Source organism: Saonia sp., assembly GCF_056326165.1.
Genome location: NZ_JBWFBN010000014.1, coordinates 25,722 through 43,171, shown reverse-complemented (window position 1 = coordinate 43,171; position 17,450 = coordinate 25,722). Strand labels below are relative to the sequence as shown.

Genomic DNA, 17,450 nt, shown 5'->3' with positions numbered 1-17,450 from the left:
GTTGTTAACACAACAGGGTTATTTTGAAGTTTTGTACTATTAATGGGGTTATTTGATAAGTTATTTGGAGGAGGGAAAAAAGTTCCAAAAGAGACAGTGGAAACAAGAGGCGCCCACATGCCTAACCTTAACATCCCAGTAGATGAAAAATTTACTATCTATTTTAAAAAGAATGGAGGGAAGTTCCTTTATTGTGAGTCTTTTTCCGAAATTTCAGAAGCACTTAAAAACATCTTGATAGAGAACCAATGGGAAAATCATCCTTTCTTTTGTATGAATCCCAGATTGGAGGAAAAATTTTCAAAAGAGAATATCTCTTTTACCAACAAAGCACATAAAAGTGAAATATTCTTTACCACTTGTGAGCATTTGGTTGCACAAAATGGCTCCATATTGGTATGTTCCAATCAGTTAAAGGATAAAAAATTACACGAACTTCCATCTAACCTTATTGTTTTTGCCACCACCAGTCAATTAGTAGATTCAATTGGTGAAGGTTTAAAAATTATAAAAAAGAAGTACAAAAACCAGATTCCAGCCAATATCACAACCATAAAGCATTTTCAGTTAACACAGGAAAATAAAGATGACTTTCTTTCCTATGGTAGTACTTCCAAAAATTTATATCTTTTATTGATGGAAGACCTTTAATATGAAAGAAATTCTTAGGCGATTAATTACAGGAGCAGTATACGTTTTTTTACTATTGTCTGCTGTATTTTTAAACTCAGACGCTTTTGATTTTTTGTTCATGACCTTTGGACTTGCTTGTCTATATGAATATAAAAGATTGGTACATCTTAAAGGGTATCATATTTTTATTGCATATTTAGCCCTCTGGTGGGCCTATATCTATCTTATTAATGACCATATCCCTATTTACATTCTACTTTTAATAACCATTACTGTAAACTTTTTTCTTTTAGTTTATTTATTCTCTAAAAAAGAAAAACATTTTAGCACATTGCAGAAATTTGTTGTTGGCCTTTTCTATATTGGGGGCGGGTGTATTTTTCTTACCATGATTCCGTACAAGAATGATGGCTTTGCTCATCTTTTAATAATGGGTATTTTTATTTTGATTTGGGTAAATGATTCCTTTGCATATTTGGTTGGAAAAAGTATAGGGCGAAGAAAATTGTATACAGCAGTTTCACCAAAAAAAACCATCGAAGGTACCTTTGGAGGATTAATTTTTGCGATTTTTGCCGCGTATTTAATTTCTATATATGATACCAACCTCACATTGCTACAATGGATTGTTTTAGCTATTGTAATAGTGGTCATGGGCAGTTTGGGAGATTTGGTGGAATCAAAATTTAAACGCATTGCGGGAGTTAAAGATAGTGGTGCTATTTTACCAGGTCATGGAGGAATGCTAGATCGTTTGGATAGCTTGGTCTTTGCAGCTCCCTTTGCATATTTAACAATAAATATTTTTACAAATGTTTCATAGAGAGGGGCAAAAAATTATTCTTACTACTTTTTTTATTACTAGTGCCATTGTAATACTATCTCAATATTTTATAGACCAACCTTGGTTAAAATGGGGACTACAAATAGGTGCATTAATATTATTGGTGTTGATTTTACAATTTTTTAGAAATCCTAAAAGAGTTGTGAACCCAAGCTTTGATGAAATTTTAGCTCCCGTAGACGGAAAAGTAGTAGTTATTGAAGAAGTTGAGGAAACTGAATATTTTAAAGATAAACGCCTTCAGGTTTCCGTATTTATGTCTCCATTAAATGTGCATGTTACTCGTTATGCAGCATCAGGAAGTATAAAATATTCCAAATATCATCCAGGGAAATATTTAGTTGCATGGCATCCAAAATCAAGTACAGAAAATGAGCGTACTACTGTAGTTATTAATACCCCAAAATTTGGAGATATTCTTTATAGACAGATTGCTGGGGCTTTGGCAAAACGAATTGTTAATTATGCTGAAGTAGGAAATAGTGTGCAACAAGGAACCGATGCTGGGTTCATTAAATTTGGTTCTCGTGTAGATTTGTTATTACCTTTAGATTGCAAGGTAGCCGTAAAATTGAACCAGAAAGTGAAAGGTGCCAAAACTTGTATCGCAACATTGGCAAGTAAGAATGAAAAATGAGAAATTACATAAGAAATTTGAAAAGGCTGTTGAATTTGTAAACTCCTATGAAGAACCCTTCCCTGCCGACCTTCTTTTAAAACTTTATGCCTATTATAAAATTGCCAACAAAAACTTTGGAACTCCTGGCAGCAAAACTCCCTTGATAAATGCTTTTAAGGCCAATGCACTGATACAAGCAAGAAATCTTAGCCGAGAAGATGCAATGAAAAATTATGTGAAGTTGGTGGACAAAGAAATTAGAAATAAAGAGTAAGAATCCATGTTACTTGTAAAGGTTCTTTACATCAGCCTTACTAAGTTCCAACATAAAATTTCCAATTTTCTCAGTAACTGCCTTAAAATATTTCTTCCCTTTTTCAGCCGTTGAAAACTCCGGGTTGCCCACACCAGTATCTTCACTAATTTGGGACCATTTTCGTTCTGCCCAAACCCAACCTTCGGAAAGATCCTTTATTTTATATTTTTTACTCGCTCCTTTTCCCCATAAATTTCTTGGTAGCACCAAATCTGGTTTTAGGTATAAAATAAGGCTTGTTTCCATTTCATCTGCATGGTCTCCTTCCTCCTCAAAGAATTCTGATTTTGGTAAAGACTGAAACCAGTTTGAAAAGCATATAAACATTTCTGGAAACTTTAATCCCAATTCCCTAACCAATGGTTTAAAATTATTGCCGCCGTGGCTATTAAAAATCATTAGTTTTTTAATCCCTTGCCTATTAAGAGTCGTAACTACATCAGACAAAATGGCAAATTGTGTGGTAGGGTTTAGATTAATATCCAAATAGATATCTGACTGACCCGTATTTACACCAAACGGAATTGTGGGGAGTACTATTACTTTTGCGCCTTTTTCCCATGCAATTCTTGCCGATTCGGCTGCAAGGGCGTCAGCTTCTATAACATCAGTAGCATATGGTAAGTGATAATTGTGCGCCTCTGTTGCTCCCCAAGGAAGTACTGCCAAATCAAACTTTTCATTCTTTAAATGCTTCCAATTGGTTTCTGCTAAAATATATGGTCTAATACTCATTCAAAATTAGATTGCTACTGTTATTTTTTTCTCCCCATATGTAAAATATAATCCGCCTAAAATTGTAATAAGAAAATAAATTCCAACGAGTAAACTACCCCAAGAAATATATGCGTCTATCCCAAACCAATCTCCCGTATATAGTATTAAGGCAATTCCAGACAGTCCTCTTAAAACTTCTATCCAAACCGCATAACCAATTCTATCCATTAGCGTGGTATAACCATAAATCCCAATAAACAGATAAGCTCCAAAAAGTAAAAGTCCGCTAAAACCAATTTCACTATAATTATAAAACATAAACATAATAAGAAATAGACTAGATAGCATCTGAAAAATTGCATATCCTTTTAAGGCATTTGAAGACGGAGTTTTATATCTATCAAAATGATATACATCCTCAATGATAGATATTGGGTATTTCTCTTTAACGTCCTCTGGTCTCCAACCTGTAGGCATAAACCAAATTCTTACTTTGTCCCAATAATTATTGGTACGCCATGCATCTTTTGTCAATCTCCATATATGCTGAAAATTAATTATAATGGGGTTCCATGTATTGGCTGGTTTTAAAACTCCATACTGTGGTGGAGCCTCTTCCAATTCTTCTTGAAAAGTGCCAAACCACCGATCCCAAATACAAAATATAGCAGCAAGATTTTTATCAATATATTCTGGATTTATAGCATGGTGTACCCTATGTTGCGAAGGAGTTACAATAATGTACTCTAACCAACCTAACTTTCCTATATGTTGTGTATGGTACCAAAATTGAGCAAACAAATGTATCGGAGCTAAAACTGCTATAATTATACTGGGAACACCCAATAAAGCCGCAGGAATAAGTAATAATGCATAATACCCAATAAGATTAGAAAGAGGTTGTCTAAGAGCACAAGCCAAATTAAACTGTTCGCTACTGTGATGAATTACATGTTGATTCCAAAAAAAATTGATATGGTGACTTAATCTATGATTCCAATAACTTGCAAAATCTATCACTATAAATCCAATGACCCAAACCCACCAAGCGGTTTCCATCCTCATAAGAGCTAAATTTTCCAATAAAAATGGATATGTTACAACAATAAAACCTAGGCCCAGGGAATCTTTTACAATATTGGTAAATCCAGAACTAATACTAGATACCGAGTCCATTACGGTATGCTTTTGGTTTTTTACAAAATAACCATATAGAATTTCTACAATTAAAAGAAGTAGAAAAAAAGGAATGGCGTATAACAGCGCACTTGCATATGCTTCCATAGTGTTAATTACTTATTTAGCACATAAATATACCTAGATTTTAACTTTAGTAAAACTCCAATAAATTCAAAAAGAACGTTTTGTTCTAAAAATGAATCCTTTACCGTGAATGTTTTCAATTTTAATTGATGGGTCTTTTTCCAAATACTTGCGCAAATGCGTAATAAATACATTTAAACTTTTCTTGTTGAAATAATCGTTTTTACCCCAAATTCTATTTAAAATATCTTTATGTCTGCATAATTCGTTTTCATGAGATGCCAAAAACTTAAGCAACTCATTCTCTCTGGATGTTAAGTGTATTACCTCATCCTTATAATAAAGCTCTTGGGTGGAACTTTTTAAATAATAGGCTCCAATCACAAAATTAGTCTCCTGGGATTCTATTTCTGTGGACTTACTTAATCTTGACAGCAATGTAGAAATCCTTACGACCAATTCTTCTTCATCTATTGGCTTTTTAAGGTAGTCTACTGCTCCCAATGAAAATCCTTTTAGCACATCAATCTTTAATGATCTTGCAGTTAAAAATATAAAAGGCAGTTCTGGGTTCACTTTCCTTATTTCAGTTGCTAAGGTAAAACCGTCCATTTCTGGCATCATAACATCCAAGATGGCCAAGTCAAACAAATCCGATTCAATAGTATGTAATCCACGAACTGAGCTTTTTTCCCAAACAACCTCAAAATTCTTCATTTTTAAGTATTCTGAAAGTAAGTAACCCAAGGAGTCATCATCCTCTATCAATACTATTTTATATTTTCTATCCATTTTTGTTCAAAGGGATTTCTATTAAAACTGTGGTTCCTTTTCCTAATTCGCTTTCTACCTTAATTTTTCCTTTATGATTATCTACTACTTTTTTTACGTAACTAAGACCCAATCCATATCCTTTTACATCATACCTATTTCCATTGGAAACCCTGTAATACTTTTGAAAAATACGGCTTTTATCTTTTTCATCAATCCCCTTGCCATTATCCGTTATTTCAATAATTAGTTTCTTATTTTCTTTTTTGGCGTAAAGACAAATTTTGGGATTTCTAGCATACTTTTTAGCATTATCCAAAATATTATTGATTGCATTCTCCAAGTGTGATGCTTCAGTTTTTATTTGATATGGTCCAGGCTCCAAATCATAAGAGAAAGTTACATTCTCCAAAGATGACAATGTATTGAATTGTGAACAAATTTTTTCCATATTTGGCAGAAAATCCATGCTTTTTAAATTAAAAATTCTTTTTTTAGCCTCAAGGCTACCTAGTTCCAAAACCTTATCTATATGGTTTTTTAACCGTTCTACTTCCTGTCTAATAATAGCAATTTTTGGGTTGTTTCCATCCCCAATTTCCTCTTCTAACATTTTACTTGCCAAACCAATTGAAAAAACGGGGGTTTTAAGCTCATGTGTTAGATTGTTTATAAATTCATTGGTGGTTGTAATAACATTTCGTTGCCAATAAAAAGTCCTTAAAACCCATATTACAGTACCAATAATCCCCAAAATAAATAACAGACTGGGAAGTGTTAAGCCATTTAATTTTGACAAAAAATAGGAGTTTAGGTTTTTAAACCTTAGTTCCAATATCAATCTCTGGTCAATAAGATCTGGCAAATAACCTTCGAGCTGAATAGGGTAAGCTGCCACATCATTATCTTTATCAAAAATTATGGGAGATTTAAGATAATATATAGAATCACGTGCAAACAATCCATAGGAAAAATCAGCATCAATACCATTACTCACCAACCTTTCGGTTAAATAGTCATTTAAAAAATGGCTAGATGCATCTTTAAGGCTATCTAACTCCATTTTAAAATAGGATTGATCTTCGCCGATAGACTCACCTATTAAAAAGGTTAGTTTATTATTTACTTTTAATTCTTCTTTTATGGTTTCGCTTGCAGCTCCTATTTTTTTATTGAACTGTACTTTTGCCAAATTAAGACCTACCCTCAAGTATTGGTATTGGACAATGGCCAAACCCATGATGGATATAACAAAAACAATAATATATATATTCTTCTTTTTCAAAACCGATACTAAATAAACTAAAAATAGCCTTCTATTATTCCTTATTAAGCTTTTGTTTAACTAATTAACTCTTTGTTAATCTTTTTTACTCAACGGTTAACCCATATTGAGTATACCAATCGCTATTTTAGCTAACAGTAAGTATAGCGCCATCTTAGTAAAAGTAATTGCGAAAAGTAATCAAATTTTAATAAGCTGGACATTTGCGAATTGGTCAGCTTATTTTTTTTAACACAGGAACCGCATGATGACGTCTTTTAAAAACAATCTTCTCTCAATTTCTATTGGTACTGTTTATTTATGGTTTGGATTACTAAAATTTTTTCCCACCCTAAGCCCAGCTGAAGATTTGGCCAAAAATACAATTCATGAGCTTACATTTGGATTAATTCCATCCAATATTTCCATACTCCTTTTGGCTATTTTAGAAACAGGGATTGGTTTGTTCTTGATTTTAAACCTCTATAAAAGAATAACCATAAAATTAGGATTAGCACATATACTTTTAACCTTTACACCATTGTTCTTTTTTCCTGAGCAAATATTTAACAACAGTCCTTTTGAGCTAACTTTATTGGGGCAATACATTGCCAAAAATCTAATTATCATCTGTGTTCTTTTAGCCATGTTGAACGACAAAAAAACAAAAGACATTGGTAAGAATCTAATCTTACCCTAAACTTGCCAAGCTTTTTTCCAAAGTTTCGATTTTTGCTTCAGCATCAGCTGCTTTTTTCTTTTCCATGGCCACCACTTGCTCTGGAGCATTATTTACAAAACGTTCGTTGCTAAGTTTCTTTTGTACAGATTGCAAAAAGCCTTTAGTGTAATTAAGTTCCTCAGAAATTTTCTTTATTTCCGCTTCAACATCTATTGCACCAGACATGGGAATAAAATACTCGTTACTTTTTACTCTAAAGGACAAAGCACCTTCAACAGCTTCATTGACATATGAAATACTGGAAACATTGGTCAGTTTTTGTATGACCACATCCCAATCTTTAGAAACCCTTTCTTCATCTAATAAAGAAAGTTCCAAAGCATCTTTCATGGCAATATTCTTTTCTTTACGAATGGTACGTATTCCAGAAATTACCTCGGAAACAAAATCAAATTGTGGTATTAAATATTGTTTAGCTTCAATATTTTTTGGCCATTGCGCCACCACCAAAGCTTGCTCAGGAGTTCTTACAGCAATATGTTGCCAAACTTCCTCGGACAAAAAGGGCATAAAAGGATGCAATAGCTTTAAGTTTTCTTCAAATAAATGAATTACAGCATCATACGTAGTTTTATCAATAGGTTGTTGGTACGCAGGTTTTACAATTTCTAACAACCAAGAGCAGAAATCGTCCCAAACCAATTTATAAATAGCCATCAAGGCATCTGAAATTCGGTATTTGCTAAAATGGTCTTCAATCTCCACCAAAGTCTGATTGAATTTAGCCGTAAACCAATCTATTCCTAATCTTGAGGCTTCTGGTTGTGGTAAATCGCTTACCTCCCACCCTTTTATCAATCTAAAGGCGTTCCATATTTTATTGGCAAAATTCTTTCCTTGCTGGCATAAGGCTTCATCGAACATTAAATCATTCCCTGCGGCCGAACTCAATAAAAGACCTACACGAACTCCATCGGCCCCATATTCTTCAATCAACTTTAAGGCATCTGGTGAGTTACCAAGGGATTTGGACATTTTTCTACGCTGTTTATCACGTACTAATCCCGTTAAGTATACATTTTCAAAGGGGCGCTTATTTCTATATTCATATCCCGAAATTATCATACGTGCCACCCAAAAGAATAAAATATCTGGTCCAGTCACCAAATCGTTGGTAGGATAATAATAGTTTACTTCTTCATTATCTGGCTCTAAAATTCCCCCAAAAACACTGATTGGCCAAAGCCAAGATGAGAACCATGTATCAAGAACATCCTCGTCCTGTCTTAAGTCTTCTATTTCAAGAGATTTCTCACTTCCGTTCGAAATGACAGCCTTTTGCGCTTTTATTAATGCTTCCTCTTTACTTTCCGCAACTACAAAATCATTTTGCCCATCACCATAATAATATGCCGGAATTTGCTGTCCCCACCATAATTGACGAGAAATATTCCAATCTCGAATGTTTTCCATCCAATGACGGTAGGTATTCTCAAACTTTTTTGGAAATAGTTTGACCTCATTATTTTTTAAAACCGCATCTATAGCAGGTTTTGCTAATTGCTCCATAGCAAGAAACCACTGGTCTGATAATCGTGGCTCAATAATCGCTTTTGTACGCTCAGAAGTACCTACCTTATTAAGGTGTTGTTCTGTTTTAACTAAAAACCTTTTTTCTTCTAACTCCTTGGAAATTTCTTTACGAACAACAAATCTGTCTTTACCCTGATAATGAAGACCAAAACTATTAAGTGTTGCGTCCTCATTAAAAATATCAATGACTTCCAGGTTGTGTTTTTCTCCTAAAGCCTTATCATTTATATCATGTGCTGGTGTTACCTTTAGACAACCTGTACCAAATTCAATATCCACATATTCATCCTCAATAATGGGTATTACTCTATTGCATATGGGTACAATAGCATTTTTTCCCTTTAAATGCCTATATCTTTCATCATTTGGATTAATACAAATTGCGGTATCTCCCAAAATGGTTTCTGGCCGTGTAGTTGCAATGGTTACTTTTTCGTTTGAATCTTCAATTTGATACTCCAAATAATACAAAAGACCCTGCTTTTCAATATGAATAACTTCTTCATCAGAGAGTGTAGTTTTGGCTTCTGGGTCCCAATTTACCATTCTGTGCCCTCTGTATATCAAACCTTTATCATATAAATCAACAAAAACTTTGATTACAGAAGCTGACATATCATCATCCATAGTGAACTTAGTCCTATCCCAATCACAAGAACAACCCAATTTCTTCAACTGCTCCAAAATAACACCACCGTACTCATGAGTCCAGTCCCAAGCGTAATTTAAAAATTCTTCTCGGGTAATATTAGACTTATCCTTTCCTTGTTCTTTTAACTTAGCCACAACCTTAGCCTCCGTAGCAATAGAGGCATGATCCGTACCAGGTACCCAACACGCATTTTTACCCATAAGGCGAGCTCTACGTATTAAGACATCCTGTATGGTATTATTGAGCATATGCCCCATATGTAGTACTCCTGTAACATTGGGTGGTGGAATTACTATTGAGTAAGACTCTCTTTCATCTGGAACTGAACTAAAATACTCATGCTTCATCCAGTAAGAATACCAATGCTCTTCTACCCTTTGGGGTTCATATTTTGATGGAATTTCCATTATTTTCGGTACGGTTTTTGTTTTATGTGCTTGGGCAATCGTATAAATTGCGAAAGTACTGTGTTAAATTTTTGTAATCTGTATGTTTTTTGCCCAATTTTAAAATACGAAACAAAAATAAGTAACGTTATAACATAACAAAAGAATTTTGGACGATGATGTGAAAACATTTACATTTGAAGTTCACCCAAAACAAAAAATGATGAAAAAACTAGTACTTGTATTATTTGTTGGTCTACTTGGATTAAGCATAAACGCTCAAGAAAGCTCAGCAAAAATAGAATTTGTATCAGAAACCGTTGATTATGGTGAAATTGATAAAGGTAGTGATGGTGTAAGAACTTTTGAGTTTACCAATACGGGCAATGCGCCTTTGGTAATTAGTAAAGTAAGCTCTAGTTGTGGATGTACTATCCCAGAAAAACCAGAAGAGCCTATTGCTCCAGGAGCAAATGGTGTTATTAAAGTAAAATATGACACAAATAGGGTTGGTCCCATTAGAAAAGCAGTTACTGTAATTTCTAATGCCGATACACCTACAAAGGTCTTAAAAATAAAAGGTGAAGTTAAAGCACCTGTGGCAGCACAATAAGAGACTCTAAAACTTATAAAAAGACCCGTTAATAACGGGTCTTTTTTATTTAAAAAAGTTTTTTAAGCACAAAAGTAAAAAGTAAGTCACTATTGTACCGTTCAATAAGAACCCTTACTTTTTTTCCTTCTTTCTCATTCAGCATTTTCATAACTTCTTGAAGCTTGTATTTATGAATCCTCTTACCATTTACTGCCAAAATTAGATCTCCTTCCCTTAAACCGGCCTCTTCAGCTGGACTACCAGCCCTAATGGATGAAACTACAATTTCTGGAACTAAGCTTAACCTTGTTTGGTTTTCCATTAAAATTTGGACATTACCAAAAGATTCCTCATCATTCTGTACAATTCCTCTAGCATCTGCAATACTTTCGGCTATATATCTAACACCGTCATGCTGAAGTTCTATTCCAGCTAAATTATATTGAAACGGCTCTTTAAAATTGCCATTCTTCCTAAAAGTAACTTTGTTTCTAGAATAATCAAAAACAACATTAAACCTTTTGAGCACTTCTCCGCCAACACTTCCATTTCTATCACCTAAATTCTCTATAGTGCCGAAGGTTTCCATATCAGGAAAAGAAGCTTTAGCATTGTTCAAAGTAAAATCTCCAATACAAAAGCTATTAACCTTTGTGCGCTTTCCATAAATATTGCCATTTAATCCCCTTCCTAAAAAGTCATCATAGTTTTTATGTGGAATGTTCAATCCTTTTTTTTGATTTTCAAAGAGCCATACAGCATCACTACTTCCCGTATCTACCAAAAGCCGCACAGGAACTTTTTTTCCTTCTTTCAAGAGAATTCCACCTTCAACATAGGCCTTATTTTTTTCAATCAACAATGGCAAATTTTTAATTTTACCACTCTCCTTATGCCTATATAAATTGGGGTCATGCAACTTTATAATTTTTTTTATATAATTTATTTCAACCACAAAATCCCTAAAAAGATCATACCCAATAATACCATGGATTGGGACACCCAACGAAGGAGATAAATTAAGAGCCTTATCCAAAACTACATAAAGTTGTTGGTCTCTATTACTAACTTTACCCAAGGTAAACTGATTTTCTCTAGATTTCAATGCTTTTATTGGTTCACCGTCACCTAGGCCTTTAATTGTCACTTCTGAAACATTGTTGATTTGAACTGAATCTTGATCAGAAATATTAAAAAGTATAGGTTTGTTAACTCCTGAATCCAGTATAAAAGAAAGCTTTGCACCATTTACATCAATGGGCATAATTATGAGGTTGTTAATTAACTCAAAAGGTACTTTTTGAACTTTCTCACCCTTAGGCAGGCTAAAAGTCTGTGACCAGCCAAAAAACGAAAGGCACATCAATAAAAATGTAATATATATTGCTTTTTTGGTCAAATTTTTAATATTTAACAATGCATTGTTAATAAATATAGGAATTTTACAGTCAAATCAAGAAAAATTAACATTCCACTAATGGGTCAAATAAAATCATATACTATTGTCTGGTCCATTATGATTTCTCACTTTTGTATAAAATAATAGTGTATGCCATCTATATCCAAAAAAGGGCAGCTTATGCCCCAATCACCTATAAGAAAACTGGTTCCTTATGCTGAAGAAGCCAAGAAAAGAGGCATTAATGTTTTGCATTTGAATATAGGTCAACCGGATATTGAAACTCCAAAAATTGCATTGGATGCCGTAAAAAACAACACCATTTCTACATTGGCATATGCACAAACCGAAGGTTCTGAAACTTATAGAACAAAATTAGCTGAGTATTACGCAAAACATCATATTAATGTTGAGGCTAAAGATATAATTGTGACCACTGGCGGCTCCGAAGCACTCACTATTGTAATAGGCACTATTGCCGACAGTGATGATGAAATTATTATACCAGAACCGTTTTATGCCAATTATTATGGTTTTGCACATGCACATGGAGTAAAAATTGTTCCAATTGTATCTCATATTGAAAATAATTTTGCGCTTCCTCCCATTGAGGAATTTGAAAAATTGATATCTAAAAAAACTAAAGCTATCCTAATTAACAACCCTAACAATCCAACAGGGTATTTATATAGTAAAGAAGAAATTAAAAAATTGGCAAAAATTGTAAAAAAGCACAATCTTTTTTTGATTGCTGATGAGGTTTATAGAGAATTTATTTATGGTGAAGAGGAGCACTACTCTATTCTCAATGAATCTGGGTTGGATGACCATGCCATTATTATTGACTCTGTTTCCAAGAGATATAGTATGTGTGGTGCCAGGATTGGGTGTTTGGCTTCTAAAAATAAACATGTTATAAAAACCGCATTAAAATTTGCGCAAGCAAGGCTTTCTCCCCCGACCTATGCATTAATTGCCAGTGAGGCTGCCCTAGATACTCCTCAAAGCTATTTTGATAAGGTAAAAAAAGAATATGTAAATAGAAGAGATATACTTATCGCGGAGCTTAAAAAAATAGAAGGTGTAAAAGTTGCAAAACCTAATGGAGCTTTTTATTGTATTACAGAACTTCCCATTAAAAATTCTGATGATTTTGCTCAATGGTTGCTAGAACATTATAGCTTAGATGGCGAAACGGTAATGATTGCACCCGCTGCAGGTTTTTATGCAACTGATGGACTAGGCCAAAACCAGGTGAGGATTGCATATGTTCTAGAAAAGGAGAGTTTAAAAAGAGCCGTAAATATTTTAAAAGAAGCATTAAAAATTTATAATTCTTAATGAAGGTACTTCACAATATATCTTTAAAAAAGTACAACACTTTTGGTATTGATGCCAAAGCTTCTCATTTTCTCGAGGTAAACTCTGTGGAAGAATTAATTCAAGCTTTTCAACTAAAAGAATATCCAGAAAAATTTATATTAAGCGGTGGAAGTAATATGCTTTTAACCAGTGATATAAATATCTTGGTATTACATATTAACATTAAAGGAATTCAAATAGTTGAGGAAACCAATAATTCTGTTATTATAAACATAATGGCCGGTGAAAATTGGCACAATATGGTACTTTGGACGATAAAAAATGATTATGGTGGATTGGAAAATTTGTCCTTGATACCAGGGAATACAGGTACAGCACCCATTCAGAACATTGGTGCATATGGAGTAGAACTAAAAGATGTGTTTTATAGCTGCAATGCTTTAAATATTGAAACTTTAGAAATTGAGTCCTTCTCAAAAGAGGATTGTCAGTTTGGATATCGAAATTCTTTTTTCAAGAATGAAGGAAAAGGAAAATACATTATTACATCAGTTAATTTAAAACTGACCAAAAAAAGTCACAAATTAAATACTTCTTACGGCGCTATTGAAGATGAGCTAAAAAGGAATAATATTGTTAATCCTACAATAAAAGATGTTTCTGATGCCGTAATAGCCATAAGAAAAAGTAAATTACCAGACCCCTCTGAAATTGGAAATAGTGGAAGCTTTTTTAAGAACCCTGTACTAACTAAGTTTAAATTTGAAGCTTTTCATAAAAAAAACCCTGAAGCTCCTTTCTATAAAGTTTCAGAAGATGAAATAAAAGTGCCTGCAGGTTGGCTTATTGAGCAGTGTGGTTTTAAAGGTAAACGATTCGGAGATGCTGGGGTACACAAAAAACAAGCGTTGGTTTTGGTAAACTACGGAAATGCCACAGGTAAAGAAATTTTAGATTTGTCAAAAGCAATTCGTAAAGATGTCTTTCATAAATTTAATATTGACATTATTCCAGAAGTCAATATAATAAAATAACCCCCGTAAAAGATTACAGGGGTTATACCAAACCAAACTAACCAAAAACTAAGTGGTAATAACCAGTTACACACTTATTTTATAAATATTTTATTTACGCTAAAGGGTAGCAATCAATTTTATATTTTAGCGTTTGGTTTATATACGTTGCTAAACCTAAAACTGGATGCCTTAAGCGGATAATTTTTTGGATACGTAGATTATTAATGAGCACACTACTAGAAAAACATATTGTAGAACTACTCCAAGAGAGAAATGAAAAAGCTATTTCATTGCTCTACGAGCACTATGGTGACACATTATATGGGGTAGCCTTTAAAGTTTTGCGTAATGAAGAATTAGCTCAAGATGTCTTACAGGAGTGTTTTGTTAAAATCTGGAAAAAATCAGATTCCTATGATCCTACAAAGGCAAAACTATTTACCTGGCTTTTTAGAATAACCAGAAATACGGCCATAGATAAGTTAAGAAGTGTTAAAACAAAAACCGATAAAGAAATCCAAATAAACGTTTCAGACGTATATAGTTTAGGTGTAAATAGCACAAAACCCGAATTAATAGACGTTCGGGAAAATTTGGAAAAAATAGAACCCAAGTATCAAATTGTTTTGGATGCTCTCTTTTTTCAAGGGATGACACAACAAGAAGCCAGTGAAGAACTGGATATTCCATTGGGAACTATAAAGTCCAGATTAAAAATTGGCCTTAGAGAATTGAAGAAAATTTATGGGGCTTCTATACTGGTTACACTTATTTTAAGCATAATATCATGAAAGATAAAATAAGAATATTTTTAGACACGGATTTACTGGAGAAATACCTAATTGGTAGTACTTCCACTGAAGAATCTTTACAAGTAGAGCGTTATATAGCTATGTATCCTAAAGTTAGAGATACTTATAATGAGCTTCAAGAAAATTTAGAGGTATTTGCTAAAATGCATGCCATAAAAACTCCAGAAGGCCTAAAAGACACTATTTTAAATAGAATTAAGGCAGAAAATAAAGGGCGTAGAAAATTCTTTAGATATGCAGTAGCTGCAAGTATTGCCGCATTGATTTTTGCTGGCTCTTCCTATTTCTTCTGGGATCAAAACCAAGGTCTACAAGAAGAAAATACCTATGTAAATAATAAGATAAAAGACTTGGAGGAAGATATGACCAATCGTTTGGAAGATTTTAGGAATCAGTTTATTGTCCTTAACAATCCCCAGACAAAAAAATACAATGTTAATGGTAACCAAAAAGCAAAGGAGCTAAAAGCAGTTGCCTACATAAATCCTGTTAAAAAATTATCCTATATAAACGTTAGAAATTTACCTAACCTACCTGAGGATCAATGTTTCCAAATGTGGGCAGAGGTTAATGGAGAAATGGTAAATCTAGGCGTTATCAAAGATATATCCGATAAGGATAAATTATTTGCACTTCCTTATGCTGAAAACGCAATTGGTTATATTACTATTGAACCTAATGGTGGAAATGTTACCCCTACAGTAGAAAATATTGTTGCCAACATATCTTATTAAAATTCTCAGCTAAAAAATCTGGTAATAGTACTACCTTAATTATTTGATGGGTATAATTTGTTATCTTTGCACTAAATATATAGTATGAAGTTAGCAGTATTGACCATTGGACTTCTAGCATTGGCATTTGCTGGTATTGCAATAAAAATATGGTCAAAAAAAGATGGCAAGTTTGCAGGCACATGTGCAAGTCAAAACCCATTTTTGAACAAAGAAGGAGAAGCTTGTGGGTTTTGTGGAAAACTTCCCAATGAACAGGATTGTAAAAAAGAAACCTCTCCAAACTTATAGATAAATAGAACACATTATCTCTATTCATTTTTGAAATACTTTTTGGTTTGAAAAAAACCGATGACATTATAAAAGAAAATATCCAGAAAGCTAAATCTGGCAATCAAATAGCATTCAGTGCTCTATTGGATACTTTTTGGAACGATGTTTATGGTTTTCAATTGATTCGCACCAAAAATGAAAATGATGCAGAAGACATTACCATTCAGACCTTTTCCAAAGCTTTTGATAAAATCAACACTTTTGATGAAAATTATGAGTTTAAAACATGGTTGATTACTATATCCAAAAACATTCATATTGATTTAATCAGGAAAAGAAAAAGAAACATTTTAGAAAGTACAGATTTTAGAAACAAAGATGCCATAAGTGTTTTAGATGTTGCTCCCAGTGCTGAGGACCAGCTTATAATTGAGCAAAATTTGGCCAATTTATTACAGGACATAAAAAAGCTTAAACCCCACTACCAAAAGGTAATAAATCTTAGATATTTTAATGAATATAGTTATGCTGATATAGCGACTGAATTAAATGAACCAATAAACAATGTAAAAGTGAAACTTTTACGAGCCAAAAAACTACTGGCAGAAATTATTAATAACAAAAAACAAGTGTAGCTATCCCCAAAAGCCTGCAGTGTTTTGTTTCGTATATTTGTACAAATTTTTCTAGATGAGCATAGAAAGTGTTGCACCACCAAAAGGAAAACCAAAATGGTTAAGGGTAAAGCTGCCAACAGGTAAAAAATACACCCAATTAAGGGGGTTAGTAGACAAATATGACCTACACACCATTTGTACTTCTGGTAGTTGTCCAAACATGGGAGAATGTTGGGGAGAAGGCACTGCAACCTTTATGATATTGGGAAATATCTGCACTCGTTCATGTGGGTTTTGTGGTGTAAAAACAGGAAGACCAGAAAGTGTTGATTGGGAGGAACCTGAAAAAGTAGCTCGTTCCATAAAAATTATGCAAATTAAGCATGCAGTAATTACTTCTGTAGATAGGGATGACCTTAAAGATATGGGCTCAATAATTTGGGCTGAAACTGTGCAGGCAATTAGACGCATGAACCCAAATACAACTTTAGAAACTCTTATACCAGATTTTCAAGGAATAACAGCCCATTTAGACAGAATAATCAAAGTGGCGCCAGAGGTGGTATCTCATAATGTAGAAACTGTAAAAAGACTTACTAGGGAAGTTAGGATACAAGCTAAATACGATAGAAGTCTTGAAGTTTTGAGGTATTTAAGGGAAAATGGTGTAAATAGAACAAAATCTGGTATAATGTTAGGGTTGGGAGAAATGGAAGAAGAGGTTATCCAAACCATGGAAGATTTGAGAAATGCCAACGTAGATGTAGTAACTATTGGTCAATATTTACAACCATCAAAAAAGCATTTGCCAGTTAAAGAATTCATACTACCAGAACAGTTTAAGAAATATGAGGAAATAGGGCTTAAAATGGGGTTTAGACATGTGGAGAGTGGTGCCTTAGTTAGATCTTCATACAAAGCTCATAAACATATTCATTAAT

The 17,450-nt window shown here is 33.5% G+C and carries 19 protein-coding genes; 13 read left to right on the top strand and 6 right to left on the bottom strand.

Annotated features, from left to right (window positions below):
- Nucleotides 1-42: 42 nt before the first annotated feature.
- The 4 genes from AC000W_RS12360 to AC000W_RS12345 are packed head-to-tail and all read left to right on the top strand — an operon-like array spanning nt 43 to nt 2,370.
- Nucleotides 43-651 (top strand): LUD domain-containing protein, encoded by a 609-nt coding sequence (locus AC000W_RS12360; protein WP_474748705.1) that lies wholly within the window; start codon nt 43-45, stop codon nt 649-651.
- Nucleotide 652: 1 nt separating this feature from the next.
- The gene (locus tag AC000W_RS12355) at nt 653-1,456 is read left to right on the top strand and encodes a phosphatidate cytidylyltransferase (protein ID WP_474748703.1); all 804 of its coding nucleotides are present in this window, start codon (nt 653-655) and stop codon (nt 1,454-1,456) included.
- The gene (locus AC000W_RS12350; RefSeq protein ID WP_474748702.1) at nt 1,446-2,114 is read left to right on the top strand and encodes a phosphatidylserine decarboxylase family protein; all 669 of its coding nucleotides are present in this window, start codon (nt 1,446-1,448) and stop codon (nt 2,112-2,114) included. Before AC000W_RS12355 ends, AC000W_RS12350 begins: the two co-directional genes overlap by 11 nt.
- Nucleotides 2,104-2,370 (top strand): acyl-CoA-binding protein, encoded by a 267-nt coding sequence (locus AC000W_RS12345; protein WP_474748700.1) that lies wholly within the window; start codon nt 2,104-2,106, stop codon nt 2,368-2,370. Before AC000W_RS12350 ends, AC000W_RS12345 begins: the two co-directional genes overlap by 11 nt.
- Nucleotides 2,371-2,379: 9 nt before the next feature.
- Here the strand turns inward: AC000W_RS12345 and AC000W_RS12340 are convergent, their stop codons facing one another.
- From AC000W_RS12340 to AC000W_RS12325, 4 genes are all read right to left on the bottom strand, one after another.
- Entirely contained in the window at nt 2,380-3,147 is a 768-nt protein-coding gene (locus AC000W_RS12340) for a creatininase family protein (protein ID WP_474748698.1), read from the bottom strand.
- 6 nt (nt 3,148-3,153) lie between these two features.
- Nucleotides 3,154-4,413 (bottom strand): sterol desaturase family protein, encoded by a 1,260-nt coding sequence (locus AC000W_RS12335; protein WP_474748696.1) that lies wholly within the window; start codon nt 4,411-4,413, stop codon nt 3,154-3,156.
- Between the two features lie 66 nt (nt 4,414-4,479).
- The gene (locus AC000W_RS12330) at nt 4,480-5,184 is read right to left on the bottom strand and encodes a response regulator transcription factor (protein WP_474748694.1); all 705 of its coding nucleotides are present in this window, start codon (nt 5,182-5,184) and stop codon (nt 4,480-4,482) included.
- A complete protein-coding gene (locus AC000W_RS12325; protein ID WP_474748692.1) occupies nt 5,177-6,448 on the bottom strand; it encodes a sensor histidine kinase in 1,272 nt (423 codons plus the stop codon). Before AC000W_RS12325 ends, AC000W_RS12330 begins: the two co-directional genes overlap by 8 nt.
- A 244-nt stretch (nt 6,449-6,692) precedes the next feature.
- Between AC000W_RS12325 and AC000W_RS12320 the strand changes: the two genes are divergently transcribed.
- A complete protein-coding gene (locus AC000W_RS12320) occupies nt 6,693-7,127 on the top strand; it encodes a doxx family protein (protein ID WP_474748690.1) in 435 nt (144 codons plus the stop codon).
- On the opposite strand, the gene AC000W_RS12315 is transcribed toward AC000W_RS12320, so the two are convergent.
- Nucleotides 7,119-9,761, bottom strand: coding sequence for a valine--tRNA ligase (locus AC000W_RS12315; protein ID WP_474748689.1), 2,643 nt, complete (start codon nt 9,759-9,761; stop codon nt 7,119-7,121). The genes AC000W_RS12320 and AC000W_RS12315 overlap by 9 nt on opposite strands.
- A gap of 202 nt (nt 9,762-9,963) precedes the next feature.
- Here AC000W_RS12315 and AC000W_RS12310 point away from each other — a divergent pair, with 202 nt between their 5' ends.
- Nucleotides 9,964-10,353: a DUF1573 domain-containing protein gene (locus AC000W_RS12310; protein WP_474748687.1), complete on the top strand. Its 390-nt coding sequence runs from the start codon at nt 9,964-9,966 to the stop codon at nt 10,351-10,353.
- A gap of 49 nt (nt 10,354-10,402) precedes the next feature.
- Here the strand turns inward: AC000W_RS12310 and AC000W_RS12305 are convergent, their stop codons facing one another.
- Complete coding sequence (locus AC000W_RS12305) at nt 10,403-11,734, bottom strand: aspartyl protease family protein (RefSeq protein WP_474748685.1); 1,332 nt, start codon at nt 11,732-11,734, stop codon at nt 10,403-10,405.
- Nucleotides 11,735-11,884: 150 nt separating this feature from the next.
- On the opposite strand from AC000W_RS12305, the gene AC000W_RS12300 reads away from it, so the two are divergent.
- The 7 genes from AC000W_RS12300 to lipA all read left to right on the top strand — a co-directional run bounded on the left by AC000W_RS12300 (nt 11,885) and on the right by lipA (nt 17,449).
- Complete coding sequence (locus AC000W_RS12300; protein ID WP_474748683.1) at nt 11,885-13,075, top strand: pyridoxal phosphate-dependent aminotransferase; 1,191 nt, start codon at nt 11,885-11,887, stop codon at nt 13,073-13,075.
- On the top strand, nt 13,075-14,091 hold the full coding sequence (gene murB / locus AC000W_RS12295) for a UDP-N-acetylmuramate dehydrogenase (protein WP_474748682.1): 1,017 nt from the start codon (nt 13,075-13,077) through the stop codon (nt 14,089-14,091). The genes AC000W_RS12300 and murB overlap by 1 nt, the downstream gene beginning before the upstream one ends.
- 206 nt (nt 14,092-14,297) lie before the next feature.
- Complete coding sequence (locus tag AC000W_RS12290) at nt 14,298-14,864, top strand: RNA polymerase sigma factor (RefSeq protein ID WP_474748680.1); 567 nt, start codon at nt 14,298-14,300, stop codon at nt 14,862-14,864.
- On the top strand, nt 14,861-15,619 hold the full coding sequence (locus tag AC000W_RS12285; protein WP_474748678.1) for an anti-sigma factor domain-containing protein: 759 nt from the start codon (nt 14,861-14,863) through the stop codon (nt 15,617-15,619). The genes AC000W_RS12290 and AC000W_RS12285 overlap by 4 nt, the downstream gene beginning before the upstream one ends.
- Before the next feature lie 84 nt (nt 15,620-15,703).
- Nucleotides 15,704-15,910 carry a membrane or secreted protein gene (locus AC000W_RS12280; RefSeq protein ID WP_474748677.1) on the top strand — a complete coding sequence of 69 codons (207 nt, stop codon included), beginning with the start codon at nt 15,704-15,706 and terminating at the stop codon, nt 15,908-15,910.
- 47 nt (nt 15,911-15,957) lie between these two features.
- Nucleotides 15,958-16,527 (top strand): RNA polymerase sigma factor, encoded by a 570-nt coding sequence (locus AC000W_RS12275; protein WP_474748675.1) that lies wholly within the window; start codon nt 15,958-15,960, stop codon nt 16,525-16,527.
- 55 nt (nt 16,528-16,582) lie between these two features.
- Nucleotides 16,583-17,449 carry a lipoyl synthase gene (gene lipA / locus AC000W_RS12270; protein WP_474748674.1) on the top strand — a complete coding sequence of 289 codons (867 nt, stop codon included), beginning with the start codon at nt 16,583-16,585 and terminating at the stop codon, nt 17,447-17,449.
- Nucleotide 17,450: the final 1 nt, after the last annotated feature.